The organism is Paraburkholderia sp. UYCP14C, assembly GCF_004197395.1.
GTDB lineage: Bacteria > Pseudomonadota > Gammaproteobacteria > Burkholderiales > Burkholderiaceae > Paraburkholderia.
This window is the reverse complement of record NZ_SELS01000020.1, coordinates 74440-98896: the sequence shown is the minus strand read 5'-3', so window position 1 is coordinate 98896 and position 24457 is coordinate 74440. Positions and strand designations below refer to the sequence as shown.

Sequence of the window (24457 nt, the reverse complement as noted above, 5' to 3'; positions counted from 1 at the left end):
TGCCGCTAACGAGTTAGACCCGATACCGGAACAGCGCTGTAAGGTCCGGTCGAACGCGCGTGTTGCGGCTTTGCATGAAGACCCTCAGAGTCAATGGCCAGGCCCAGGCACGTGCCCGCAAGAACATGCTTACCGGCAAGCCCATGGATATGAACCAGTCGAACGGCCTGACTGACACGAACGGTCACCCGCACGCCACGCAAGACGATGGCGTTCCCGATTTCGGCCGCCGCAACCCGCTGGAAATCGGCGTGCAGCTGCGCAATCTCGTCAACCGCGGCGATTTCCTCACCGTCGAATATGCGGGCGGCCAGCTCGTCACGCGTCTGCTCGACGTCGACGTGCGCGAGCGTACTTTCACTTTCGATTGGGGCGCGCTCCCCGATCAGAACGCGGGGCTGCTCAGCGCACCGCGCTGCCAGTTCCACGCGTCGCCCGACGGCGTGCGCGTCGACTTCTCGACCACGACGCCGCGCGAAACGCGCTTCGAGGGACTGCCGGCCTTCGAGGCCGACTTCCCCGAGGTGCTGTTCTACGTGCAGCGCCGCGAGTACTTCCGCGTCGCCGCGCCGATTCTCGACCCGTACACCTGTACCGGCCGGCTGCCCGACGGCGACACGTTCCGCTTCGAGGTGCACGACCTGTCGCTCGGTGGCGTCGGCATGCGCACGACCGACCTGCGCGTCGCCGAACTACCGATGGGCGCGCGCCTGATGGACTGCGAACTCAAGCTCGGCGCGCTGGGCCGTTTGTCGCTGGATCTGCAACTCGTGTCGCATCGCTCGCTCGCGATGCCGAATGGTACGCAGCGCTATCAGCTCGGCTTCCGTTTCCTGACGCTGCCGGGCAGCGCGGAAAACACGCTGCAGCGGCTGATCACGCAGCTCGAAATGAAGCGCCGCTCGCTGTCGCGCTGAGCACCGAGTTGACGCGCGGCGCCGTGCGCATGACGCACGGCGCCGCGCGAACGTTTTGACTGGCGAAGCAAACGTTGCACTCGCGTCGGAGGCGACCGCGCAGCGAGCGCAAACGAAGTGGAATGGCCCTCAATTTTTCGCACGGCGGGCCGTTAAAGAGGATGTTCCACTAACGCGGTGGCATGTCTGCGATGCCGCCCTTCAGGATGACGCATGTCCAGCAATCTCTTGACTATCGGCCTCAGCGGACTCCAGGCAGCCCAATGGGGTTTGACGACGGCCGGTGAAAACATCAGCAACGCGTCGACACCCGGCTACACGATGGAAACCCCGGTGTATTCGGAGACGGGCGGCACGTACACCGGCTCCGGCTACCTGCCGATGGGCGTCTCCACCGACACTGTGACGCGCGCGTACAGCCAGTATCTGACGACCGAGCTGAACAACGCGCAGTCGACAAGCAGCTCGCTCACCGCGTACAACACGATGATCACCGAGCTCAACAACCTCGTCGGCAGTCCGACCACGGGGATTGCGAGCGCGATCAACGGTTACTTCTCGGGCCTGCAGAACGTCGCCAACAACGCGTCGAGCGTGTCGACGCGGCAGACCGCGATCAGCGACGCGCAGACGCTCGCGAACCAGATCAACGCGGCAGGCCAGCAGTACGACCAGTTGCGCTCGAGCGTCAATACGCAATTGAGCAACTCGGTCACGCAGATCAACACCTATACCGCGCAGATCGCATCGCTGAACACGCAGATCACGCAGGCGAGCAACCAGGGCCAGCCGCCGAACCAGCTGCTCGACGAACGCGACCAGGCGGTGTCGAATCTGTCCCAACTGATCGGCGTATCGGTCGTGCAGGACAACGGCAGCTATAGCCTGTTCATGTCGAGCGGGCAGCCGCTCGTGCTGGCGGGCAACAGCTTCAACCTCGGCACGGCGACCTCGACGAGCGACCCGAGCGAGCTGTCGGTCCAGTATCTCGGCCAGGCCGGCGCGAAGCCGGCGCCGACCCCGCTGACGCTGTCCGACACGAGCGTGTCCGGCGGCACGCTCGGCGGCCTGCTGCAATTCCGCTCGCAAACGCTCGATCCGGCCGAGGCGCAACTCGGCGCGATCGCGACCAGCTTCGCCGCGCAGGTCAACGCGCAGAACGAGCTCGGCATCACGCTGAACGGCACCGCCGGCGGCGCGCTGTTCACGGTCGGCTCGCCGACCGTGTACGCGAACCCGCAGAACACCGGCAACGCGACGCTCGGCGTCTCGTTCGCGAACGCGGCCCAGCCGACCACGAGCGACTACACGCTGTCGTACAACGGCACCGCCTACACGCTGACCGACAACCAGACCGGCAGCATCGTCGGCTCGGCGGCGAACCTGAACAACCCGATCGGCGGCCTGCAGTTTTCGGTCGCGAGCGGCACGATGAAGGCCGGCGACTCGTTCTCGGTCGAGCCGACCCGCGGCGCGCTGAACGGCTTCGCGCTGACCACCACCTCGGCCTCGTCGATCGCGGCCGCGGCGCCGGTGCTCGCGACGGCGTCGACGTCGAACACCGGCAGCATGACGGTTTCGCAAGGCACGGTATCGGCCGGCTACAGCGCACCGACCAGCACCTCGACGATCACCTACACCGCGGGCACCGGCCTGACCGGCTTCCCGGTCGGCTCGGTGGTGACGGTCGCCGGCTCGCCGTCGACTTCGTACACGATCAGCGCGACGACGACCGCGGTGCCGTACTCGCCGAGCTCGGGTGCGACCCTGACGATCACCAACCCGACCAATGCGACGAGCGCGGGCGTGATGAACAACGTCACGGTCACGATCAGCGGCACGCCCGCCAGCGGCGACTCGTTCACGATCGGACCGAACACCGGCGCGAGCAACGACGGCCGCAACGCGCAACTGCTGTCGAAGCTGACGTCGGCGCAGGTGCTCAACGGCGGCACCGCGACGCTGACGGGCGCGTACGCGAGCTACGTGAACACCATCGGCAACCAGACCACGCAGATCCAGACGTCGGCGACCGCGCAAAGCACGCTCGTCACGCAGATCACGTCGGCGCAGCAGTCGGTGTCGGGCGTCAACATCAATGAAGAAGCGGCCAACCTGCTTCAGTACCAGCAGCTCTATCAGGCCAACAGCAAGGTCATCCAGACCGCGCAGACGCTGTTCCAGACTTTGCTTGGCATCTTCTCGTAAGGCGTTGAACCATGCGAATTTCGACCCAGCAATACTTCGGCATGAACGTCGCGAACATGAGCAATCAGCAGGCTCAGTTGTCGCAGATCTATCAGGAAATCTCGAGCGGCCAGAGCCTGACCACGCCCGCCGACAATCCGCTCGGCGCCGCGCAGGCCGTGCAGCTCAGCTCGACGGCGTCCGCGCTGTCGCAGTACACGACGAACCAGAACGCGGCGTTGTCGTCGTTGGGGGCCGAGGACTCGACGCTCTCCGGCGTCATCACGACGTTGCAAAGCGCGAATACGCTGGCCCTGCGCGCGGGCGACGGCGGTTTGAACGACGCCGACCGCACCGCGATCGCCGCGCAACTGACCACGCTGCGCGATCAGCTCGTCACCTACGCCAATTCGACCGACAGCACGGGCAATGCGCTGTTCGCCGGCTTCCAGAATTCAACTCAGGCCTTCACGACCGATGCGGCCGGCAACGTCGCCTACACGGGCGACACCGGCTCGCGCACCGTGCAGGTCACCGAAAGCAACTCGGTCGCGACCGGCGACAATGGGCTGTCGGTGTTCATGAGCGTCGGCGCGACCAACGCGCAGCCGATCGCCTCGGGCAACTCGGCCAATACCGGCAGCGGCGTGATCGGCTCGGTGTCGGTCAACGATCCCACCAACGCGGGCAACGCGGACTCGTACCAGATCCAGTTCAGCGGCAGCGGCAGCTCGCTCACCTACACGGTCACCGACACGACGACCGGGGTCGCGGGTACGGCGCAGCCGTACACGGCGGGCGCGGACATCACGATCGCGGGTCAGACTGTCGAAATCACCGGCACGCCGGCCGCCAACGACAAATTCACGGTGCAGCCGGCCAACCAGGCGGGCACCAACGTGTTCGCGAACCTGAACGCGATGATCGCTGCGCTCCAGCAGCCGGTGAGCGGCAACGCTGCGGCCGCGGCGACGCTGCAGAACGCGTTGAATACGGGCGTGTCGCAGCTTGGCAACACGCTGGACAACGTCACCGGGGTGCAGGCATCGGTGGGCGGCCGCGAGCAGGAAGTCAAGGCGCTGCAAACGGTCACGCAGACCAACTCGCTGCAAACGCAAAGCAATCTCGCGGACCTGACCCAGACCGACATGGTCTCCGCGATCAGCAAGTACACGCTGACGCAGGCCGCGTTGCAGGCATCGCAGCAAGCGTTCGTGAAGATCCAGAACATGTCGCTGTTCCAGTACATCAACAACTGATGCCGCTGCGGCGGCTCAAAGAAAGAAACCGGCGCGAGCCGGTTTTTTTACGTCCGCGGTTCGAGACTTGCGCGGCGCTATCTGAGCCCCGCCGCGATCCGCCCCATCTGATCGATGCCGCCATCGAACAGCCGCACGAAGAACGGGATCATGTTCGGCAGCATCAGCTGCACGAGCAGCAGGCCCACCAGCATCGTCAGCGGAAAGCCGATCTGGAAGACTCCGATTTGCGGCGCCGCGCGATTCAGAATGCCGAGCGCGAGGTTCGCGATCAGCAGCGCGACGACGACCGGCAACGACAGCAGCAGCCCCGCGGAAAAGATCGAGCCGCCCCAGTTCGCGAGCGCCTGCCAGCCATGCGGCGCGAGTAGGTTCGCCGACACCGGCACCGACTGGAACGTCGTCACGAGCGCGGCGATCATCTGCAGATGACCGTCGACGGCGAGAAACACCAGCGTCGCGATCGTCGTCATGTAGCGTGAGATCACGACGCCGGAGCCGGTCGCCTGCTGGTCGAAGAAGGTCGCGAAGCCGAGGCCCATGCCGAGGCCGATGAAGTAGCCGGTCGCGTCGATCGCCTGGAACACGACCTGCATCGTCACGCCGAGCGCGATGCCGATCAGGAACTGGTTGACGAGAATCCACACCCCCGCGGCGGAAAACACGGTGACCTGCGGCAGCGCGCCGATCGTCGGCGCGACGATGATCGTCGTGAACGCGGCAAGGCCGATCTTCACGCGCGAGGGCAGCGACGTGTTGCCGAACACCGGTGCGGTCGCGATCAGCGCGGCGATGCGCGCGAACGGCCACAGGAACGCGGTCAGCCAGACGTTCAGTTGCGCGTAGGTGACCGTGAACATGGAGCGGGGAGGAGAGAGCGCAAGCGCGTCGACGTGCCGGCGGCGCTCAGTTGACGAGCGTCGGAATGCTGGTGATCGTGTGGCGCAGATAGTCGAGCATCGTGGTCAGCATCCACGGCCCGGCGATCACCAGCGTAAGCGCGATGGCGAGCAGCTTCGGGATGAACGACAGCGTGGTTTCGTTGATCTGGGTGGCCGCCTGGAACAGGCTCACCAGTAGACCGACGACGAGCGCGACGAGCAACAGCGGGGCCGCCATCATGAGGCCGATGTACATGGCCTGGTGGGCCAGTGTCATGACTGCTTCGGGTGTCATCGTGAGTGCCTGGAGAACGAGGAGTCGAAAAAGCTCAGACGAAGCTCTGCGCGAGCGAGCCGAGCAGCAACTGCCAGCCGTCGACGAGCACGAACAGCATCAGCTTGAACGGCAGCGAAATCGTCGCCGGCGACACCATCATCATGCCCATCGACATCAGCACGCTCGCGACCACCATGTCGATGATCAGGAACGGGATGAAGATCGTGAAGCCGATCGTGAAGCCGGTCTTCAGCTCGCTCGTCACGAACGACGGCACCAGCAGCGACAGCGGCACATCTTCGGGCCCCTGCATCGGCGCCGCGTGCGAGATGCGCGCGAAGAGGGCGAGGTCGCTTTCGCGGGTCTGACGCAGCATGAAGGTCTTGAACGGCGCGACGCCGCGCGACACCGCCTGGTCCATCGAAATCGTGCCTTCCGAGAACGGCTTGTAGCCTTCGTTATAGGCCTTGTCGAGCACCGGCGACATCACGAACAACGTCAGAAACAGCGCAAGGCCGACGAGCACCTGGTTCGGCGGCGTGGTGGTCGTGCCGAGCGCCTGGCGCAGCAGCGACAGCACGATCACGATGCGCGTGAAGCTCGTCATCATCAGCACCATCGCGGGCAGGAACGACAGCATCGTGAGCAGCAGCATCGTCTGCACGCTCAGCGAGTAGGTCGTGCCGCCGTTCGGGCCGGGGCTCGTCGTGAAGGCCGGCAGGCCGGCGGTTTGCGCGAACGATAGCGTGGGCAGCGCGAACAGCAGTGCCGGCAGCGCGAGTCGAAGCACTGTGGGGAGCGCCCGCGCCACCCGGCGCGTGAGCGTGAAGAACCAGCCTGACTGCCTGAAACTGACCTGCATCACCGATCCCCGCCGCCGTGCGCGTTGAAACGTTTGCCCACTTCACCCTTCAGGGCGTCGCGAAAGCGTTGACCAAAGGTGCCGGCGAGCGGTGCGGGCGAAGCGGCGAGCGCATCGGCCGCGGCGGATCCCGCCGGCATCGTATGCAGCAGCCGCACGTTGCCGGGCGCGGCGCCAAGCACGAGCCAGGTATCGCCGATCTCGACGACCGCGACGCGCTCCTTGCCGCCGAGCGAAGCGCCGCCGACCGTCTTCACGAGGCCCCCGCGCTGGCCCGGTTGCAGGCCGAAGCGTCGCGCGAGCCACGCGCAGCCGAACACGAGGCCGATCACGACCGCGAGCCCGACGAAGGTTTGCAGCACCGCGCCGACGCCGAGCGCCGGCACCGCGCTGCCCGCGCCGACACCCGACGCGATTTTCGCGGCGTTGTTGACCGCGTTCATGTCGGCGGCGTGCGCGGCGGTGGACGCAGAGAACACCGTTGCGCACGCTGCCAGCACCTTGTTCACGGCCCGCGACAAAAGCTTGCGCGACGCGGGCAACCCGCCGCGACCTGCCAAACGTTTCATCGATTCAGTTTCCGGATGCGTTCGGACGGCGTGATGATGTCGGTCAGCCGGATGCCGAACTTGTCGTTGACGACCACCACTTCGCCCTGGGCGATCAGGCAGCCGTTGACGAGCACGTCCATCGGCTCGCCGGCCATGCCGTCGAGTTCGACGACCGAGCCTTGCGCGAGCTGCAGCAGATTGCGGATCGCGATCTTGGTGCGGCCGAGTTCGACGGTCATCTGGACGGGGATGTCCAGGATCATGTCGATGTCGTTGTGCGTCGTGGTCGGCTCGACCTTCGACAGCGGCTGGAACACACCGCCCGCGGCCGGGTTGATTTCGGCGTTGCCGTTCTGCTCGGCGAGCGCGCTGGCCCAGTCGTCCATCCCCGCGTCGTCGTCCGCGGCGGACAGCGCGCCGGCGGCGAGTTGCTCGGCTGCCGCGAGATCGCTCTCGGGCTTTGAGTTCAGTTCACTCATATCCACCTTCCTTCATCGTGTCGGCTGCGCTGATCATCTTCTGGACCCGCAACGCGTACTGACCATTGAAAATTCCGTAGCCGCATTCCATCACCGGCACGCCGTCGACTTTGGCGGTGATGTGCTCGGGGATGTTGATCGGCAGAACATCGCCTTTGCGCATGTTCAGGATCTGTTCGAACGTGACCGGCACCTGCGCGAGGTCGGCGGTCAGCTGCACTTCGGCCGCCTGCACCTGCTGCGACAGCACGCGCACCCAGCGCCGGTCGACGTCCATCGCCTCGCCCTGGATCGGCGAGGACAGTACGTCGCGGATCGGCTCGATCATCGAGTAGGGCATGCAGATGTGCAGCGTGCCGCCCGTCGAGCCGAACTCGATCGAGAACTGCGTGACGATGACGATTTCGTTCGGCGTCGCGACGTTGGCGAACTGCGTGTGCATTTCCGAGCGCACGTATTCGAACTGCAGCGGGCGCACGCTTTTCCACGACGCCGTGTAGTGCTCGAACGTCAGATTGAGCAGCTTGGTGATGATGCGCTGCTCGGTCTGCGTGAAATCGCGTCCTTCGACGCGCGTATGGAAACGGCCGTCGCCGCCGAACAGGTTGTCGACCACGAAGAACACGAGGTTCGGATCGAACACGAACAGCGACGTGCCGCGCAGCGGCTTCACGTGGACCAGGTTCAGGTTGGTCGGGATCGGCAGATTGCGCGTGAATTCGCTGTACTTCTGCACTTTCACCGGGCCGACGGAGATTTCCGCCGAGCGCCGCATGAAGTTGAAAATGCCGACGCGCAACAGACGCGCGAAACGGTCGTTGATGATTTCGAGGCCCGGCATCCGGCCACGGACGATGCGTTCCTGCGTCGCGATGTTGTACGGGCGTACGCCCGTGCGGTCGCCTTGCTCGGATTCCGTGTCGGATTCGCCGGTGACGCCCTTCAGAAGGGCATCGACCTCCTCCTGGGACATGAACTCTTCGTGGCCCATTGCTTATTCCTCGTGCGTCCCTTGGCGATTGATGATGGCGGTGCTGGCGAACGTCACGTCACTGCACGACGAACTCGGTGAACAGCACGTCCTGCACACGGATCGGTCCGGCGCCCTTTTCGGTCGGCTCGACGATCAGCGTCTTCAGCTCTTCGGCGAGCGCGCGCTTGCCTTCGAGCGGCGCGAGCTCTTCGGGGTGCTTGTTCGACAGCGCGAGCAGGATGCGGCTGCGCACTTCCGGCATGTGATCGGTGAGCGCCTGCTGGGTGGCGGCGTCGCCGAGCTTCAGCGTGAGGCCGATGCGCAGGAAGTGTTGCTGACCGTCGTCCGATTGGAGGTTGACGGTCATCGATTCGAGCGGGAAGAACAGCGGCACGGCGGACGGCGCCGGCGCGGCTTCGGCCGATACGGCGACGGGTGCGCGCTTCGACATGAAGAACCACACGCCGGCTCCGGCGCCGCCCGCGGCGATCAGCGCAATGAGGACGATCAGGATGATGCGCTTCATGGGGCCCGGCGAGGCGGGCGCGGCTTGTTGCGGGGCGGTCGTGGTAGCCATTTGGTTTGCTAGCTTGTTGCTAGCCTAGTAAGGGTTAGGGTGATTGTTGTTGATTTGCCTGCGGCGCTATGGGTCGAAAAGAAGGGCTATTTCTGGCTATCTCAGGTTTTTGGCTGTTTTTTTATCGTTGAACTGGATCTTTCTTTTGGTTTTTGTTGCCGTTGGGCAGGGTGGGGGCTCTTTTGTCTGTGTTCTTTGCGGTGTTGGCCTTTCCTTGCTCTGTTATCGGTCTATTAGCGTTGCCCCTGTGCGGGGCGGCACCTACTTTCTTTGCTGCTGCAAAGAAAGTAGGCAAAGAAGACAGCTCAAACCGCCAGCTCATAAGCGGGTCCCCCGGACCGCGTGAGGTAGTGGTGCATCTGGAATCCGTGCCCCCGCACATTCCGCTCTGGTGACAAAGCCATCATCAGCTCCCACTCCGCACTACGTGCGTCGCGGACGGGTTTGCCAGGGAAACCAATGAATTGGCCCGCGCAGCGGGAGGCCGTCGGCTGCGTCTCCGCGATGCGCTGAAACAACCGGTGGTTTTTGAGGGGGGATTCGGCGCGCGTAGCGTCGCCGGAGGGATGACGGCCTTGTCACGGGTGCTGAATGTGCGGGAGCACGGATTCCAGATGCACCACTACCCCAGGCAGACTGGGGGACCCGCTTAAGAGTTAGCGGTTTGAGCTGTCTTCTTTGCCTACTTTCTTTGCAGCAGCAAAGAAAGTAGGTGCCGCCCCGCACAGGGGCAACGCTAATAGACCGATAAGACAACAAGGAAAGGCCAAGAAGGCTAGAACAACGAAAAAAAGCGCCCAGCCTCGCTCTAGGCAAACGTATCGACTAATCCAACCTGCTGCCGCACGGCAACACCAGCAACTAAATCACCGGAGTCCACCGAGCTGTCCCCTGCAAGGGCGCTACCACCACCACCGCCCCCTTTCCCATTAGCCCCGCCCGCGCCAGCACTCTGCTGCTGCTGTCCGCTTTGCCGCGCAAACCCATCACTCACACTCGCACTGCCAAGCCCAATCCCATTGGACTCCATCGCCTCGCGAAGCTTCGGCAAAGCCGCCTCGACCGCCTCCCGCACCGACTGGTGCTGCGAAACGAACAGCGCATGCGCATGGTTATCCGCCACTTGCAGCACGACCTGCAGCGGTCCCAGATCCTTCGGATTGAGCGTCAACTCCGCACTCTGCGAATGCGCATTCGACAAAAACACCACCTTCTGGCCCAGCGCGTCTTCCCAGTCGCTCGTGCCGACCTGCGGCGTCAGCGCGTTCGCGGCGGCGGCCGCGCTCGCGTTGCCGGTGCTCTGCACCGCCGCCGTCGTGCTCGCGGCGCTCGCTGCCGCCTGCGTCGCGGCCAGCGCGGCGTTCGCCGCATCCGACGCACTGCGCGCCGATGCGAGGGTGTCCGCCTGGCCGCTCGTCGCGGCCGCGGCGCTCAGCGCATCGGCGGCCGACTTCGCCACCGATGGATCGGCCAGCGCAGTCGCGGCGGCCGTCGCCGTCGTCAGCGTCGTGTGGCCGGTCGAGGTCCCCTTGGCATCGCCGAACAGGCCGTTGCCGAGCGTCTTGCCGTCCGACGTGCCGTTCAGGCCGCTCTTCGTGTTGCCCAATCCGCCTGCCGCGCTCGATACGCTCGCGGCTTTCGCGGCCGCGGGCACCGCGCCCTGGCCGCTCGACAGCGCGGACAGCGCACTCTGCAACGCATCCTGCAGCGACTTCGGATCGACCGCGCCTTTCCTGCTCGCCACCGTGGCCGTGAGCGCGCTCGCGGCCGTGCCGGCCAGCGCGCTTACCGTGCCGGCGGCGGCGCTGGCGGCATCGGTCGTGGTGGCCGCGTTCGCGTCGGCATTGTTGGCAACGGCCTGTGCCTGCGCTTGCGCCTGAGCCTGGGCGGCAGCCGCCGCGGCGGCGAGCGCGCCGGCGTCGGTCTGCGCCCTGGTGTCCTTCTGCTTCGCTTGCGTCGTGCTCGTCTGGCTGTTCGAAGCCTGCTGCGTTTGTGACGTCGACGTCGTGGACGACGCGTCGCTGCTCGACCCGCTGTTCGACGTGCCACTACCGTTCTGGCTGCTGCTCGCGCTCTGCTGCGCGGGCGCGGGGGAGGCCGGCGGCGCACTGGGCGCGCCCGGCGGCTGGGGTTGCGACGCCGTCGCGGAACTCGCCTGCTGCTGATTCGCGCTGTTCTGCTGGTCGATGCTTTGCTGCAGGGTCTGCGCGAACGCGCTCGAGTTGACCGCGGCGCTCGCGGCCGCGTTGCTCGACCCATTGCCGCTCGTGTCGAGCAGCGTGCTCAACTGGGAGCCGATCTGTGAAAGAAGCGACATAAGGAATCCTGTGAACCTGTCAAACGGGGATACCGTCGGGCCTTAGCCGTGAGGCAACGCCTCACGCGCCGTCGGTACGCATGCGCAGACTGCGCGCGGCGAATTCGTCGGCGTCGCGCTGCTCGCGGCGCGCGGTGACCTTCGCCTCGGCTGCCTCGCCGCGCGCCTGCAGCACTTCGTACGAGCCGAGCTTCTGCTTCTGGCGCTGCCAGTCGGGCTTCGCCATCTCGACCCGGGCGCTCGCCGCCGCGAGCAGGTTGCGCTGCTGCTCGATCGCGGCGTCGAGCGTGTCGAGGAACGCCTGGAAGTTGCGCATGTTGCCGGCCGGCATGCCCGACTGCGCGCTCTCGGTGAAGCGCGCGTAGTATTCGTTGCGGTACTGCACCAGTGCATCGAGTTGCGCCTGCACGTCGTTGCGCTCGCGCTGCGCGCGGCCGAGCCGCTGCGCGGCGGCGTCCACGTCGTCCTGCGCGAGACCGATCAGTGTCTTGATCGGAAAGTGTTTCGACATCGTCAGCCTCCTCGGGGCTAAGCAAACAGCGCGTTCAGCATGTCGACGCTCGGCTGGAAGTTCGCGCACTCACGAAAGCCTTGTTGCAGGAACGCTTCCATCCGCGGATACAGGGCGATCGCGCGATCGAGCACCGCGTCGCGCCCGCTCGAATACGCACCGACGTTGATCAGATCGCGGTTGCGCTGATAGCGCGACAGCATCTGCTTGAACATACGCGTTTTATTCAGATGGTTATCGTCGATCAGCGCGGTCATTGCCCGGCTAATCGACGCTTCGATATCGATCGCGGGGTAGTGGCCGGCTTCGGCGAGCGAGCGCGACAGCACGATATGGCCGTCGAGAATCGCGCGCGCCGAGTCGGCGATCGGGTCCTGCTGGTCGTCGCCTTCGGTCAGCACCGTGTAGAACGCGGTGATCGAGCCGCCGCCCGCCGGCCCGTTGCCGGTGCGCTCGACCAGCGCCGGCAGCTTCGCGAACACCGACGGCGGATAACCCTTGGTCGCGGGCGGCTCGCCGATCGCGAGCGCGATCTCGCGCTGCGCCATCGCGTAGCGGGTCAGCGAGTCCATCAGCAGCAGCACGTGCTTGCCCTGGTCGCGGAAGAATTCGGCGAGCGACGTCGAGTACGCGGCGGCCTGCATCCGCAACAGCGGCGACACGTCGGCCGGCGCGGCGATCACGACCGAACGCGCCAGACCTTCCTCGCCGAGAATCTGTTCGATGAATTCCTTCACTTCGCGGCCGCGTTCGCCGATCAGCCCGATCACGATCACCTCGGCGCTGGTGTAGCGCGCCATCGTGCCGAGCAGCACCGATTTACCGACGCCCGAGCCCGCGAACAGCCCCATGCGTTGCCCACGGCCGACGGTCAGCAGCGAGTTGATCGCGCGCACGCCGACGTCGAGCACCTTGTGAATCGGCTCGCGATTGAGCGGATTGATGACCGGCGCGGACAGCGGTGCGTCGGTTCGCGTGCCGAGCGGGCCGAGCCCGTCGAGCGGCCGGCCCGATGCGTCGAGCACGCGGCCGAGCAGTTCCCAGCCGACCGGCAGACGCTTCGCGCCCGCGAGCGGATCGGCGATCGGCGCGCTTTCGAGCGGATAGACGCGTGCGCCGGGCAACAGGCCGATCACTTCGGTGGTCGGCATCAGGAACAGCTTGTCGCCGGAGAAACCGACCACTTCGGCTTCGGCCATCGGCAGCGAACTGCCGGGCGGCAGCTCGATCATCACTTCGGCGCCGACCGACAGACGCAGGCCGACCGCTTCGAGCACGAGACCGGCCGCGCGCGTCAGACGCCCGCACGCGCGCAGCGGCTTGGCGATCGCGTTGCGCGCGCGCAGCGCGTCGAGCTGGCCGCGCCACGCCTGCATATGGGGATTGATGTCGAGCGCGGGATCGTAGGACGGCACGCGCGGAGCGTGAGCGGTCGAAGCGGCACGCACGGCGTGGTCCGTCGAGGCGGACTCGCGGCTCGCCGCCACGCCTGTCACGGGATGCGCGCCCGCCGCAGCGTGCGGTGTGGAATCCGCGGATTCGTCGGCGCTGGCCGACTCGGCATCGGCCAGAGCCTCGGCGCCGAACGACGCCAACGCGAGCTCGCGTTCGAGCGGCGTCAGGTCGCTCGCGCGGATCTCGTCGAGTGTCGGCTTCACCACGTGCTCACCTTGCCGAGCGCGGCGGCGACGCGCTGCCAGCGCGTGTCGATGCCGGCGTCGACTTCGCCGGTGCCGGCCTGCGCACGGCAACCGCCGCGCTCCACCGAAGCATCGGTGCGCACGGTCCAGCCGCGGGTTTGCAACTCTTCGAGCAGATACGCCTCGACGACCGGCAGATCAGCAGGACTCACGATCAACGCCGGCGCGCCGGAGAGCGCGGGCTCGGCCGCGAGCACCTCGCGCGCGGCCGCGATCAGCGCGGTCGGGTCGTGCTGCACGTGCTGGCGCACGACCTGCTGCGCGATGTCGAGCGCGAGCGCGACCAGCGTTTCGGAAATCGCGTGCTGCGCGCCATCGAGCGCGCTCTTGAAGGTTTCAGCCAGCGCGGCGAGCCGCATCGCTTCCTCGCGCGCCTCGGTCTGACCCTGCGCGAAACCCTGCGCATGCCCCTGGTCGTAACCCGCCTGGTAGCCGAGCGCTTGGCCGGCCACATGACCGGTCGCGACGCCCTGCGCATGCGCGGCGTCGCGGCGGCGCTCGAGTTCGGCTTCGAACGCGCGCTCGTCGAACTCGGGCTCGGCCGGCGGTGGCGCCGGTGGGGCCGGATCGAACGACGCCATCTCCCAGCGCTGGTAGGCCGAGAGGCTTTCCTTTGCCGGGGCGTTCGGATCAGACATATGCATCTTCCGCCTTGCCGCCGATCACGATCTGTCCGCTTTCGGCGAGGTTGCGCACGATCTGCAGGATGCGGCGCTGCTGCGTCTCGACCTCGGATACGCGCACCGGGCCACGTGCGTCGAGGTCTTCGGCGAGCAACTCGGCCGCGCGCTGCGACATGTTCGACAGGAACTTCTGACGCAGCGCGGGCGGCGCGCCCTTCAGCGAGATGATCAGCGCCTCGGATTCGACTTCCTTCAGCAGCAGCTGGATCGCTCGGTCTTCAAGGTCGAGCAGGTTCTCGAACACGAACATCTGATCGATGATCTTCTGCGCAAGTTCCGCGTCGTACTGGCGTACGTTTTCAATGACGCCTTCCTCGTGGTTGCTCGACATGAAGTTGAGAATCTCGGCCGCCGTGCGGATGCCGCCCATCGGGCTGCGCTTCAGGTTGTCGCTGCCGGACAGCAGGCCCGTCAATACGTCGTCGAGCTCGCGCAGCGCGGCCGGCTGGATGCCGTCGAGCGTCGCGATCCGCAGCAGCACGTCGTTGCGCAGGCGGTCCGTGAAGCAGGCGACGATCTCCGAAGCCTGATCGCGGTCCAGATGCACGAGGATCGTCGCGATGATCTGCGGATGCTCGTTCTTGATCAGCTCCGCGACCGCCGCCGAGTCCATCCACTTCAGGCCTTCGATGCCGCTCGTGTCGCTGCCCTGCAGGATCCGGTCGATGATCACGCCGGCCTTGTCGTCGCCGAGCGCCTTGGTCAGCACCGAGCGGATGTATTCGTTCGAATCGAGCGACATGCCGGTGTGCTGTTCGGCTTCGCGCACGAACTCCTGCAGCACTTCGTCGACCTGTTCGCGCGTCACGCTCTTCAGCGCGGCCATCGCGACGCCGATCTTCTGGACCTCACGGGGGCCCAGGAACTTGAACACCTGCGCCGCCTCTTCCTCGCCGATCGACATCAGCAGCAGCGCGCTCTTCACTACGCCTTCAGCGCTCATCGGACACCCAGTTCTTGACGACGGTTGCTACGACCTTCGGATCCTGACGCGCGATGCTGCGCGCGAACTCCAGGTTCCGCTCGTATTTGTGCTTCGCGTTTTCGAGCGCGAGCTTCTCGCTGTCTGCTTCGATTTCGACCACCGCGCCTTCGCGCTCCTCGGCCGGGATGCCGTCGAGCAGCACCGGTTCGTCCGGCGACATCAGTGCGGCGACCGGCTCGGGCGGCGGCGGGAACGCGCGGCGCAGCGCCGGCTTCACCATCACGAAGTAGAGGAACAGGGCCACTGCGCCGATGCCGAGGTAGGTCGCGATCTGCTTGTACAGCGCGAGCATGTCCGGCGTGCGCCACCACGGCAGGTCGGCGTTCGGGTCGAGCTCGGTGGTGAACGCGCTGTTGACCACGTTGACCGAGTCGCCGCGCGACGCGTCGAAGCCCATCGCGTCCTTCACGAGCTGCGTGATCTGCGCAAGCTTGTCGGCGCTGACCGGCTGCATCGTCACGTGACCCTTCGGATCGACGACCCGCAGGTAATTGACGACCACCGCGACCGACAGCCGGCGGATGCCGCCCATCGGCTGGTCGACGTGGCGTACGGTCTTGTCGAGCTCGTAGTTGGTGGTCGAATCCTTGCGATCGCTGACCGGTGTCGTGCTCACCGAGCTCGCGCCGTTACCGGCCACGATCGGCGCGGAGGCCGGCTGCGGCGGCTGGTTGGACAGTGCGCCCGGCACGCCCGAGGCGCCGCCCTGCGACATTTCGGTGGCGCTGCTCGACTGCTGGCTGCGAATCGCGGCGTCCTGCGGATTGCCGTTCGGGCCGTACTTCTCCGAAGTCTGCTCGCTATGCGAGAAGTCGATGTCGGCGCTGACCTGCGAGCGCGCGTTGCCGGCACCGAACAGCGGCGCGAGGATCGTGTCGATGCGCTGCTGGGTGTTGCGCTCGATCTGCTGGCGGAACTTCAGCTGGGTCGCGTCGAGCCCGCTGCCGTTGGTTGGCTGCGTGAGCAGGTTGCCGTCCTGGTCGAGGATCGTCACGCCGCGCACCGGCATTTCCGGCACCGCCGACGCCACCATGTGCGTAATCGCGACGACCTGGCCTTCGTCGAGCACGCGGCCCGGGTACAGGTTCACCAGTACGGCCGCCGACGGCGCTTCCTTGTCGCGCACGAACACGCTCGGCTTCGGAATCGCGAGGTGCACGCGCGCCGATTTGACGGTCGAGATCGATTCGATCGTGCGTTCGAGTTCGCCTTCCAGCGCGCGCTGATAGTTGATCTGCTCGTCGAACTGGCTGATGCCGAATTTCTGGTTGTCCATCAGTTCGAAGCCGACCGAGCCGCTCTTCGGCAGCCCCTGCGACGCGAGGCGCAGGCGCATCTCGTGGACCTGCTCGGCCGGCACGAGGATCGCGCTGCCGCTGTCGGACAGCTTGTACGGGATATTGGCCTGCTGCAAAGCGGCGATGATCGAGCCGCCGTCGCGGTCGGACAGATTGCTGTAGAGCACCTTGTAGTCCGGCGCGCGCGACCACAGGAACAGGCCCGCGACGACCGCGATCAGCAGCGCGACCGCGAAGACGAGCGGCGCGCGCGGGTTGCCGCGCATCTGCGCGAGTCCGGACAGACGTTGGCCGAAATTGCCGCCGATACCTCCCAGGCCGCCGAGGCCGCCCAGGTCGGCCGTGCCGCCGGCCTGGCCGCTACCGGCCTGACCGGCCGCGGGCTGCGCGCCGGCGAGCCCCATGCGGGCGTCGGGGTTGATCAACGAGTTGGCTGACGAATCCATGCGTCGGGTTTCTCCGGGGAATGCCTTGGCGTTCTGCCGTGATGCCGCGCCGGGGCTCGGCGGACGGACAGAGACTTACACGCTTGAAATTATCCGCAGCGGCGCTCAACCCGATTGCTTGAATAGAGCCGGGTTTCCCCCCTAGTTTCGGGACTTTCCGCGAGGGGCCGCTGCTATGCTTTCATCCAGATCGGTACACCTTCCGGCGGTCCGATCGCACATTCAACGGAGAAAACATGACCATGCCCGTGAACGCGCTATCGTCGGCGCTGCAACAGATGCAGACGATGGCGGCGCAGGCGGCCGGCGACGCGACCCCGGCGGCGGAGCAGTCCGGCGCGGCGACGCCCACCAACTTCGCGGCGGCGCTGAAGGCCTCGCTCGACAAGATCAGCGGCGACCAGCAGAAGGCGGTCGGCGAATCGCAGGCGTTCGAGCTTGGTGCGTCGAACGTGTCGCTGAACGACGTGATGGTCGACATGCAGAAGGCCAACGTCGGCTTCCAGTTCGGCTTGCAGGTGCGCAACAAGCTGGTCGCCGCGTACAACGACATCGCGCAGATGTCGATCTGAACGAGGTTGCGCGGGTCTGCCCGAAGGTCTGCGTCAACCCCGTCCGATGATCCGGCAAGCCGCTGCCGGCGCATGCGCCGGCGGCCTTCGTGCCGCGTTTCCCGTGCGCGCCCAGCGGCGCCTTCGATCCCCCTTACACCGGCCTAAAGCTTTGTCGTCGCGGATCCGATAACCAAAGTACAGGTCAGCGACCGGCGCGGCGACGCGCCGCGCGGCCACGCCACGACTTAACCGCAGTCAGTATCAGAGGAGGAGCGCCGATGTTTTCCCCGGGTCACGCTGGAGCCAACGCGTATGCGCGTGTCGGTATCGAGACATCCGTGATGGGCGCGAGTCCGCATCGGCTGACTGTGTTGTTGTACCAGGGCGCACGGCAGGCAATCGCGCAGAGCCGCATGCATTTGCAGCAGGGCAACGTGGCCGAGCGTGGCATGGCGATCAGCAAGGCGATGCGGATCATCGAAAGCGGGCTGCAGCAGTCGCTCAACCTGGAGGTGGGTGGTCAGGTCGCGGCACGGCTGAACGCGTTGTACAGCTATATGACGCGTCGGCTACTGGAAGCCAATATCAATCAGAGCGAGGCGATGCTCGTGGAAGTGGACGGTCTGCTCGCGACGCTCGAAGAGGCATGGATCGGGATAGCCCCGGAGGTCGCGCGGATGGCAGCACAGCCAGCCGCGGAAAGCCTGAGATGACATCGAACGCAGAATATTTTGCCCGCTATGAAGCGGTCGCCGCGCTGTCCTGCCGCATGCTGATGGCGGCCCGTCGTGCGCTGTGGAACGACCTGGTCCACTTGCAGGAGGAGTATCGGCATCTGGTCGAAGCGCTCCGCGAAGCCGACATGGGCGTCAAGCTCGACGAGGCCGAGCGCCTGCGCAAGTACGCGCTGATCCGCCAGATCCTCGCCGACGACGCCGCGATCCGCGACCTCGCGAACCCGCGCATGGCGCATCTGTCGGCGCTGTTCGCCGGCCGGCCGACGCGCGTGCTGAAGGAGCTGTACGGGGCGCGCTGAGTGCGGGCGGGCGCGTGAGCTGGCGCCGCGCCGCACGCGTCTGAAGGATCGGAGCAATCAGAGCATCGCGCGGGTTGCCGCCGATGCGACCAAGGAACCGGCATGAACGGAATCGATTCGGCCCTCGCTTCGGTGCTATCGAGCCGGATCGACAGCCTGCTCAGCATCGCGCCGGGAACCGCGACCACTTCGCAGACCGGCGCGGCCGGCGTCGATACCGCGGCTCCCGCGACACCGGTAAGCCCAACGCCCGCGCCCCAGCCGTCCGCGCAAACCGCGCTGTCGGCCGTCGCGCTGACGCTGAATGCAATCGCACACTCGGGCGGCGAGGCGACCCCGGCCGTGCTCGGCCGCGCGCCGATCTGGGCGGCCGCGCCGGCGCTCGACGTTGCCATCGAGAGCTTGCCGCTCACCGATTCGGCGGGCGCCGCAGCCGCCAATTCCGCAGCCGGCGATTCCGCCGCTGCCGCCAACCTCAATCCCGCTCCGAACGCTGCCGCGAACGCAACCGTTGCGACCACCGCGAGCGTGGCCGCGACCGAAGTGCCGGTCGCGGCTCTCGCGGCCGCGCTGCAACAGACCGTCGCCGACAGCGGCCTGTTCTACGAGGCCCATCTCGCGGCGTGGCTGGTCGGCCAGCGTTCGCCGGCCGAGCTGGCGAACGAGGCGCAGAACCAGCTCGTCGCGCAATCTCAATTGCCGCCCGACTGGAGTGCGGACGCCGGCGACCCGAGCGCGTGGTCCGCCTCGGCGAACGGAGCCTCCGAGGCCACGCCACGCGGCGCGCCGAACGGCCCGGCTGGCAGCACGCCGAACGCCGCCGAGAACAACGCCGCCACGCACGCGATGCCGTCGATCCTGACCGCGCAAGCGGCGCGACTCGTCGCGGGCGAGCTGCTGGCCAGCTCGGTGTCCGACCTGAACGGCCAGTCCACGCACGCGGGGCTGCATGGCGCGGCGTCCCAGACGGCCGACGCCGGTGCATCGCAGAGCGCGCAGGCGCTGGCGGCGGCGGTCCATCCGGCGACGGTGCCGCTCGTGCGCCAGCAGCTGGATCTGCTGGCGACCGGGCAGTTTCGCTGGACTGGCGAGGCGTGGCCGGGTGCGCGTCTGGACTGGACGATCGAGCAGGACGGCGACGAATGGGACCGCAGCGGCGGCGGCCTTGCGAGCGAGGACGACCAGCCGTGGCGCACGCGCCTGACGCTGTCGCTGCCGACGCTCGGCACCGTCGATGCCGAACTGACGCTGACCGGCACGCGGCTGACCGCGCGCGTGCAGGCGAGCCCGCGGGGTGCTGCGCGGCTTGCGACGCAGGGGGACGGCTTTCGTCAGCGGCTCGCGGCGGCGGGGATCGATCTGCAGGGATTGACGATTCGCGAGATCGGCGGGGGCGCGCCCGGGGCGACGACGGCTGGCGCCTCGGCGGCGGGTGCGCAGGCGGCGGGGGCGTATGCACGGTCGGCGGCCGCGGCTGCGACCGTGGCGGCGGTGTCGGGCACCGCGGCGCGCGACGACTTCGATTGGGATATCTGATGAGCCGCACCCATCGTCGCAGCGCGGCTGCGCTCGTTTATGACGCTCATGGCGGAGAGCCCACGCCGCGTGTGGTCGCGAAGGGGTATGGGCTGCTTGCCGAGATGATCGTGCAGCGGGCCAAGGAAGCGGGGCTTTATGTGCATGAAGCGCCCGAGATGGTGTCGCTGCTGATGCAAGTGGATCTGGATGCGCGGATTCCACCGCAGCTGTACCAGGCTGTCGCCGAGTTGCTGGCCTGGTTGCATCGGCTCGAGAGTGGGGCTGATGCCGAAACAGGGCATGGCGCTGGCGCGGGGGATGTGGTTGATGTCGAGGCTACTGATGTGCCTGGCGGCACGGGGCATTGAAGGTGTGGGTTTTGCCCTTCTGGCAGGGCGGGGCACTTTTTTTCTGTGTTCTCTGCGGTGTTGGCCTTTCCTTGTTGTCTTATCGGTCTATTAGCGTTGCCCCTGTGCGGGGCGGCACCTACTTTCTTTGCTGCTGCAAAGAAAGTAGGCAAAGAAGACAGCTCAAACCGCCAGCTCATAAGCGGGTCCCCCAGTCCGCGTAGGGTAGTGGTGCATCTGGAATCCGTGCCCCCGCACATTCAGCACCAGTGACAAGGCAGTCATCCCTCCGGCGACGCTACGCGCGCCGAATCCCCATTCAAAAACCACTGGTTGTTCCAGCGCATCGCCGAGGCGAGCCGAGGGCCCGCTGCGCGGACCAAACCGTTGGTTTCCGTTGGTTTCCTTGGCAAACCCATCCGCGACGCACGCAGTGCGGAGTGGGAGGGATGATGGCTTTGTCACAAGCGGGGAATGTGCGAGGGCACGGATTCCAGATGCACCACTAGCTCACGCGGTCCGGGGGACCCGCTTATGAGCTGGCGGTTTGAGCTGTCTTCTTTGCCTACTTTCTTTGCAGCAGCAAAGAAAGTAGGTGCCGCCCCGCACAGGGGCAACGCTAATAGACCGATAACAAAGCAAGGAAAGGCCAACACCGCAGGAACACAGACAAAAGAGGCCCCACCCTGCCCAAGGGCAACCTCAAAACCTCATCATCAACTTCAACAACGCATTAACGCGTTTCCCATACGGTGGCGCAATCAACCCGCGCGCATTCAAGCGCGCCTGCGTGAGCACGGGTTTCATCTTCGAAAAAGTAACAAACCCCTCATACCCGTGGTACGCCCCCATCCCACTCGCCCCAACCCCGCCGAACGGCAAACTCTCACAGGCGAGATGCATCAAGGTCTCGTTAACGGCCATGCCACCGGCAATAGTCTCAAGCGTGACACGCTCAACCGTCCTCGTATCGTCGGCATAAAGATAAAGCGCCAACGGCCGCGGCCGTGCATTGATCCACGCGATCGCGTCGTCGAGCGTGTCATACGGCACGAGCGGCAACAGCGGCCCGAATATCTCCTCCTGCATCAGCGCGCACCCGTCCGGCGCGCCGGTCACGGCAATCAACGGAAAACGCCGGCTCGCGGCATCGGGCGTCGCGTCGGTCAGCGCATGCAACCGCGCGCCCGCAGCCCGTGCTTCGTCGGCGAGACGTTCGAGCCGCTCGAAGTGCCGCGAAGAAATGATCGACGTGTAGTCCGGGTTCTGCGCGAAGTCGGGATACATCCTCGCCATCCGCGCCCGCGCCCGTTCGATGAACGCCTGCTCCTTGCCGCGCGGCACCAGCACGTAGTCCGGTGCGATGCAGGTCTGCCCCGCGTTCAAGGTCTTGCCGGCGATCAGGTTGTCGACCGCGTTGTCGAACCGCGCATGCGCGCCGATCAGCGCCGGCGACTTGCCGCCGAGTTCGAGCGTGACCGGCGTCAGATGCTCGGCCGCCGCGCGCATCACCTCATGACCGACCTTCGTCGAGCCGGTGAACAGCAGATGATCGAACGGCTGCGCGCTGAACGCGGCCGCAAGCGCCGCATCGCCATTGACGACCGCGACATGATTGCGCGCGAAGGTCTGGCCGATCAGCAACTCGAATAGCGCCGAAGTGCGCGGCGTCAGTTCGGACATCTTGATGATCGCGCGATTGCCGGCCGTCAGCGCGCTGATCAACGGCCCGACCGCGAGCAGCACCGGATAATTCCACGGCACCATGATGCCGACCACGCCGAGCGGCTGCGGCACCACCTTCGCGCGTGCCGGCAGCAGCCACTTGTTGGTGCGGCGGCGCTGCGCTTTCATCCAGCGCTTGCCATGACGCAGCGCGGCGTCGATCTCTTCCTTCACGAGCAGGAATTCGGCGAGCAGCACTTCTTCCTTCGGGCGGTTGCCGAAGTCCGCGTGCATCGCCTCGGCGAGCGCGTCGCGATTGTCGAGCATCAGCTTGCGCAGCGCGCGCAGATGCGTCGCGCGCGTGTCCCACGACGGATACGGCGCGCGCAGATACGCGTGACGTTGATCGCGCAGCAGCGCCTCGAGCGCGGCGACCTCCGCCAGATCGTTCTTCATGTGAGTCCACTCCCTGATGGATGAGGAATGCGCGTCGAGCGCGCTTTTTGGTTTGAACCTGCGTCGGGTTGCAAGCGGCGAGCCCGAAATTTTGAGTGCCGCCGTACTTATGCGGCAAAGGCGCGTTCGACGATCGCCGCGTGATCGAACGTGGCCGGCAGCGTGCCGTACACGCGGCCGCTTTCGCCGCAGCCGTCGGCAAGACGCGTCGCGATGAACGCGTCGGCGACCTCGGCGGGCGCGTGCTGCACGAGCAGCGTCGCCTGCGCGATCAGCACGATCTGCTGCGCGATACGTCGTGCCGACGCCTCACGTTGTTCGGCCGGCCCGTTCAACGTCGCGGCAAGTCGCGCGAGCGCCGCGCCCAACGCCGGATGCGCGCGCGCGAGCTCCTGCCATGCGGCGAACAGCGCCTGCGCGGCTTGCGGCTCGCGCTCCATCGCACGCAGCACGTCGAGGCACATCACGTTGCCCGAGCCTTCCCAGATCGAGTTGACCGGCGCTTCGCGAAAGAAGCGAGCCATCGGCCCGGTTTCGACGTAGCCGTTGCCGCCCCAGACCTCCATCGCCTCGCCGGTGAATTCGAGCGCGCGCTTGCAGACCCAGTACTTCGCGGCCGGCGTAACGATGCGCCGCCAGGCGCGTCCGGCCGACGAAGCCGACGACGCATCGGCGGATTCCTCGAACGCGCGCGCGAGTCGCATGAACAGCACCGTCGCCGCTTCGGATTCGAGCGCGAGATCGGCGAGCACGTTGCGCATCAGCGGCTGCTCGGCGAGATGCCGGCCGAAAGCGCTGCGATGCCGCGCATGATGAATCGCCTGGACGAGCGCGGCGCGCATCAGCGCGGCGCTGCCGATCACGCAGTCGAGCCGCGTGTAGTTCGCCATCTCGATGATGGTCGGCACGCCGCGTCCTTCGTCGCCGATCATCACGCCGTACGCGTCGAGGAATTCGACTTCGCTGCTCGCGTTGGAGCGATTGCCGAGCTTGTCCTTCAGACGTTGGATCTGTACCGTGTTCTTGCTGCCGTCCGGCGCGAAACGCGGCACGAAAAAGCACGACAGCCCTTCGTGGGTATCGGTGCGCGCGAGCACGAGGTGCGCGTCGCACTGCGGCGCCGAGAAAAACCACTTATGACCGACGAGCCGGTAGGCACCGCCCCGTCCGCCCGCACCGTCGAGCGCATGGGCGCGCGTCTGGTTGCTGCGCACGTCCGAGCCGCCCTGTTTCTCGGTCATGCCCATGCCGATCAGCGCCGAGCGCTTGCGCGTGAGCGGCACGTCGCGCGGATCGTGCTCGCGTGTGTATAGCTGTTCGCGCAGCGCATCGAACAATGCCGGCTCGCGCTGCAACACGGGGATGCTCGCGAAGGTCATCGTCACCGGACAGAGCGAGCCCGATTCGATCTGCGCATGCATGAAGTAGCCGGCGCAGCGCGCGGCCATCGCGCCGCTTCGCGGATCGGAAAACGGCAGCGCCTGCAGCCCTTCGCGGCGCAGCAGCGCGAGCAGTTCGTGCCACGCGGGATGAAACTCGAGCGCGTCGATGCGCTCGCCGCGCGGACTATGCGTGACCAGCTCCGGCGTGTGGCGATTGGCGAGCTCGGCGAGCGCGAGCGTCTCGGGCGTCGTCAGCGCCGCGCCGTGCCGCAGTAGCGCCTCCCGATGCCACTGCGCGCCAGCGCGATCGACGGCCGCGCTCAAAGCGGCGTCGCTCGCGAACAGGTTGTAGTCCGCGAGCGGCGGTGCCTGATTCGTCACCTCGTGAGTCTGGCCGAAGCCGTGCCGTTCCATCTGCTGTCTCCGTGCTTGGTCTATTGTGCCCGCTTTACCGACGGCTATCCGATGCGCGTCGAGGCGTCTGTTCGCGCGCCGCGAGTGACGTCGCATACGGGCAGGAGGGCGCGCGTCGCGCCATGTTTGAATGCGGCGCGCGGCCCGCTGACGGTCGCACGCGCGGGCCGTGCGCGGCATTC

General features: G+C 66.4%; 23 protein-coding genes. 8 read left to right on the top strand and 15 right to left on the bottom strand.

All coding sequences use genetic code 11. The annotated features are described in order from the left end of the window. Positions 1-143 precede the first annotated feature (143 nt). The 3 genes from EVC45_RS19960 (at position 144) to flgL (ending at position 4363) form a co-directional block, all read left to right on the top strand. Positions 144-917: a flagellar brake protein gene (locus tag EVC45_RS19960; RefSeq protein WP_211193448.1), complete on the top strand. Its 774-nt coding sequence runs from the start codon at positions 144-146 to the stop codon at positions 915-917. Between the two features lie 213 nt (positions 918-1130). Further along, positions 1131-3125 (top strand): flagellar hook-associated protein FlgK, encoded by a 1995-nt coding sequence (gene flgK, locus EVC45_RS19955; RefSeq protein WP_129959911.1) that lies wholly within the window; start codon positions 1131-1133, stop codon positions 3123-3125. An 11-nt stretch (positions 3126-3136) separates the two neighbouring features. Then, a complete protein-coding gene (flgL, locus tag EVC45_RS19950) occupies positions 3137-4363 on the top strand; it encodes a flagellar hook-associated protein FlgL (RefSeq protein WP_129959909.1) in 1227 nt (408 codons plus the stop codon). A gap of 77 nt (positions 4364-4440) precedes the next feature. Here flgL and fliR read toward each other — a convergent pair whose 3' ends face one another. The 13 genes from fliR to fliF form a co-directional block, all read right to left on the bottom strand. After that, positions 4441-5223: a flagellar biosynthetic protein FliR gene (gene fliR, locus EVC45_RS19945; RefSeq protein ID WP_129959907.1), complete on the bottom strand. Its 783-nt coding sequence runs from the start codon at positions 5221-5223 to the stop codon at positions 4441-4443. Positions 5224-5269: 46 nt separating this feature from the next. Beyond that, complete coding sequence (gene fliQ / locus EVC45_RS19940) at positions 5270-5539, bottom strand: flagellar biosynthesis protein FliQ (RefSeq protein ID WP_129959905.1); 270 nt, start codon at positions 5537-5539, stop codon at positions 5270-5272. 34 nt (positions 5540-5573) lie between these two features. Beyond that, entirely contained in the window at positions 5574-6383 is an 810-nt protein-coding gene (gene fliP / locus EVC45_RS19935; protein ID WP_129959903.1) for a flagellar type III secretion system pore protein FliP, read from the bottom strand. After that, positions 6383-6952: a flagellar biosynthetic protein FliO gene (gene fliO / locus EVC45_RS19930; RefSeq protein ID WP_129959901.1), complete on the bottom strand. Its 570-nt coding sequence runs from the start codon at positions 6950-6952 to the stop codon at positions 6383-6385. Before fliO ends, fliP begins: the two co-directional genes overlap by 1 nt. Continuing rightward, a complete protein-coding gene (gene fliN, locus EVC45_RS19925) occupies positions 6949-7413 on the bottom strand; it encodes a flagellar motor switch protein FliN (RefSeq protein WP_129959899.1) in 465 nt (154 codons plus the stop codon). Before fliN ends, fliO begins: the two co-directional genes overlap by 4 nt. Continuing rightward, positions 7406-8404, bottom strand: a complete 999-nt coding sequence (fliM, locus tag EVC45_RS19920; protein WP_129959897.1) for a flagellar motor switch protein FliM — start codon at positions 8402-8404, stop codon at positions 7406-7408. Before fliM ends, fliN begins: the two co-directional genes overlap by 8 nt. Before the next feature lie 58 nt (positions 8405-8462). Beyond that, positions 8463-8963 carry a flagellar basal body-associated protein FliL gene (gene fliL / locus EVC45_RS19915; protein ID WP_129959895.1) on the bottom strand — a complete coding sequence of 167 codons (501 nt, stop codon included), beginning with the start codon at positions 8961-8963 and terminating at the stop codon, positions 8463-8465. 808 nt (positions 8964-9771) lie between these two features. After that, positions 9772-11280 carry a flagellar hook-length control protein FliK gene (locus EVC45_RS19900; RefSeq protein WP_129959891.1) on the bottom strand — a complete coding sequence of 503 codons (1509 nt, stop codon included), beginning with the start codon at positions 11278-11280 and terminating at the stop codon, positions 9772-9774. Between the two features lie 61 nt (positions 11281-11341). After that, complete coding sequence (gene fliJ / locus EVC45_RS19895; protein ID WP_129959889.1) at positions 11342-11791, bottom strand: flagellar export protein FliJ; 450 nt, start codon at positions 11789-11791, stop codon at positions 11342-11344. A 17-nt stretch (positions 11792-11808) separates the two neighbouring features. Continuing rightward, the gene (gene fliI, locus EVC45_RS19890; RefSeq protein ID WP_129959887.1) at positions 11809-13452 is read right to left on the bottom strand and encodes a flagellar protein export ATPase FliI; all 1644 of its coding nucleotides are present in this window, start codon (positions 13450-13452) and stop codon (positions 11809-11811) included. Then, positions 13446-14135 (bottom strand): flagellar assembly protein FliH, encoded by a 690-nt coding sequence (gene fliH / locus EVC45_RS19885; protein WP_211193446.1) that lies wholly within the window; start codon positions 14133-14135, stop codon positions 13446-13448. The genes fliI and fliH overlap by 7 nt, the downstream gene beginning before the upstream one ends. Further along, the gene (fliG, locus tag EVC45_RS19880) at positions 14122-15117 is read right to left on the bottom strand and encodes a flagellar motor switch protein FliG (RefSeq protein WP_129959883.1); all 996 of its coding nucleotides are present in this window, start codon (positions 15115-15117) and stop codon (positions 14122-14124) included. The genes fliH and fliG overlap by 14 nt, the downstream gene beginning before the upstream one ends. Beyond that, positions 15107-16903, bottom strand: a complete 1797-nt coding sequence (fliF, locus tag EVC45_RS19875; RefSeq protein WP_129959881.1) for a flagellar basal-body MS-ring/collar protein FliF — start codon at positions 16901-16903, stop codon at positions 15107-15109. Before fliF ends, fliG begins: the two co-directional genes overlap by 11 nt. Positions 16904-17139: 236 nt before the next feature. On the opposite strand from fliF, the gene fliE reads away from it, so the two are divergent. The 5 genes from fliE (at position 17140) to EVC45_RS19850 (ending at position 20379) form a co-directional block, all read left to right on the top strand. Further along, the gene (fliE, locus tag EVC45_RS19870) at positions 17140-17475 is read left to right on the top strand and encodes a flagellar hook-basal body complex protein FliE (RefSeq protein ID WP_129959880.1); all 336 of its coding nucleotides are present in this window, start codon (positions 17140-17142) and stop codon (positions 17473-17475) included. Positions 17476-17735: 260 nt separating this feature from the next. Then, complete coding sequence (fliS, locus tag EVC45_RS19865) at positions 17736-18170, top strand: flagellar export chaperone FliS (protein ID WP_129959878.1); 435 nt, start codon at positions 17736-17738, stop codon at positions 18168-18170. Continuing rightward, positions 18167-18493, top strand: coding sequence for a flagellar protein FliT (locus tag EVC45_RS19860; RefSeq protein ID WP_129959876.1), 327 nt, complete (start codon positions 18167-18169; stop codon positions 18491-18493). Before fliS ends, EVC45_RS19860 begins: the two co-directional genes overlap by 4 nt. Positions 18494-18595: 102 nt before the next feature. After that, positions 18596-20029 (top strand): flagellar hook-length control protein FliK, encoded by a 1434-nt coding sequence (locus EVC45_RS19855; protein ID WP_129959874.1) that lies wholly within the window; start codon positions 18596-18598, stop codon positions 20027-20029. Next, a complete protein-coding gene (locus tag EVC45_RS19850; RefSeq protein ID WP_129959872.1) occupies positions 20029-20379 on the top strand; it encodes an EscU/YscU/HrcU family type III secretion system export apparatus switch protein in 351 nt (116 codons plus the stop codon). Before EVC45_RS19855 ends, EVC45_RS19850 begins: the two co-directional genes overlap by 1 nt. A gap of 681 nt (positions 20380-21060) precedes the next feature. Here EVC45_RS19850 and EVC45_RS19835 read toward each other — a convergent pair. Then, positions 21061-22479 (bottom strand): coniferyl aldehyde dehydrogenase, encoded by a 1419-nt coding sequence (locus EVC45_RS19835; RefSeq protein WP_129959868.1) that lies wholly within the window; start codon positions 22477-22479, stop codon positions 21061-21063. Positions 22480-22586: 107 nt separating this feature from the next. After that, complete coding sequence (locus tag EVC45_RS19830; protein WP_129959866.1) at positions 22587-24275, bottom strand: isovaleryl-CoA dehydrogenase; 1689 nt, start codon at positions 24273-24275, stop codon at positions 22587-22589. Positions 24276-24457 lie beyond the last annotated feature (182 nt).

Coding starts and splice junctions, on each gene's coding strand:
- fliN (WP_129959899.1), bottom strand. CDS start 7,413: ATGAGTGAACTGAACTCAAAGCCCGAGAGCGATCTCGCGGCAGCCGAG.
- EVC45_RS19850 (WP_129959872.1), top strand. CDS start 20,029: ATGAGCCGCACCCATCGTCGCAGCGCGGCTGCGCTCGTTTATGACGCT.
- EVC45_RS19835 (WP_129959868.1), bottom strand. CDS start 22,479: ATGAAGAACGATCTGGCGGAGGTCGCCGCGCTCGAGGCGCTGCTGCGC.
- fliJ (WP_129959889.1), bottom strand. CDS start 11,791: ATGTCGAAACACTTTCCGATCAAGACACTGATCGGTCTCGCGCAGGAC.
- fliQ (WP_129959905.1), bottom strand. CDS start 5,539: ATGACACCCGAAGCAGTCATGACACTGGCCCACCAGGCCATGTACATC.
- fliM (WP_129959897.1), bottom strand. CDS start 8,404: ATGGGCCACGAAGAGTTCATGTCCCAGGAGGAGGTCGATGCCCTTCTG.
- flgK (WP_129959911.1), top strand. CDS start 1,131: ATGTCCAGCAATCTCTTGACTATCGGCCTCAGCGGACTCCAGGCAGCC.
- fliR (WP_129959907.1), bottom strand. CDS start 5,223: ATGTTCACGGTCACCTACGCGCAACTGAACGTCTGGCTGACCGCGTTC.
- fliP (WP_129959903.1), bottom strand. CDS start 6,383: ATGCAGGTCAGTTTCAGGCAGTCAGGCTGGTTCTTCACGCTCACGCGC.
- EVC45_RS19900 (WP_129959891.1), bottom strand. CDS start 11,280: ATGTCGCTTCTTTCACAGATCGGCTCCCAGTTGAGCACGCTGCTCGAC.
- EVC45_RS19960 (WP_211193448.1), top strand. CDS start 144: ATGGATATGAACCAGTCGAACGGCCTGACTGACACGAACGGTCACCCG.
- fliS (WP_129959878.1), top strand. CDS start 17,736: ATGTTTTCCCCGGGTCACGCTGGAGCCAACGCGTATGCGCGTGTCGGT.
- fliF (WP_129959881.1), bottom strand. CDS start 16,903: ATGGATTCGTCAGCCAACTCGTTGATCAACCCCGACGCCCGCATGGGG.
- EVC45_RS19830 (WP_129959866.1), bottom strand. CDS start 24,275: ATGGAACGGCACGGCTTCGGCCAGACTCACGAGGTGACGAATCAGGCA.
- fliO (WP_129959901.1), bottom strand. CDS start 6,952: ATGAAACGTTTGGCAGGTCGCGGCGGGTTGCCCGCGTCGCGCAAGCTT.
- EVC45_RS19860 (WP_129959876.1), top strand. CDS start 18,167: ATGACATCGAACGCAGAATATTTTGCCCGCTATGAAGCGGTCGCCGCG.
- fliE (WP_129959880.1), top strand. CDS start 17,140: ATGACCATGCCCGTGAACGCGCTATCGTCGGCGCTGCAACAGATGCAG.
- flgL (WP_129959909.1), top strand. CDS start 3,137: ATGCGAATTTCGACCCAGCAATACTTCGGCATGAACGTCGCGAACATG.
- fliL (WP_129959895.1), bottom strand. CDS start 8,963: ATGGCTACCACGACCGCCCCGCAACAAGCCGCGCCCGCCTCGCCGGGC.
- EVC45_RS19855 (WP_129959874.1), top strand. CDS start 18,596: ATGAACGGAATCGATTCGGCCCTCGCTTCGGTGCTATCGAGCCGGATC.
- fliH (WP_211193446.1), bottom strand. CDS start 14,135: ATGCATATGTCTGATCCGAACGCCCCGGCAAAGGAAAGCCTCTCGGCC.
- fliG (WP_129959883.1), bottom strand. CDS start 15,117: ATGAGCGCTGAAGGCGTAGTGAAGAGCGCGCTGCTGCTGATGTCGATC.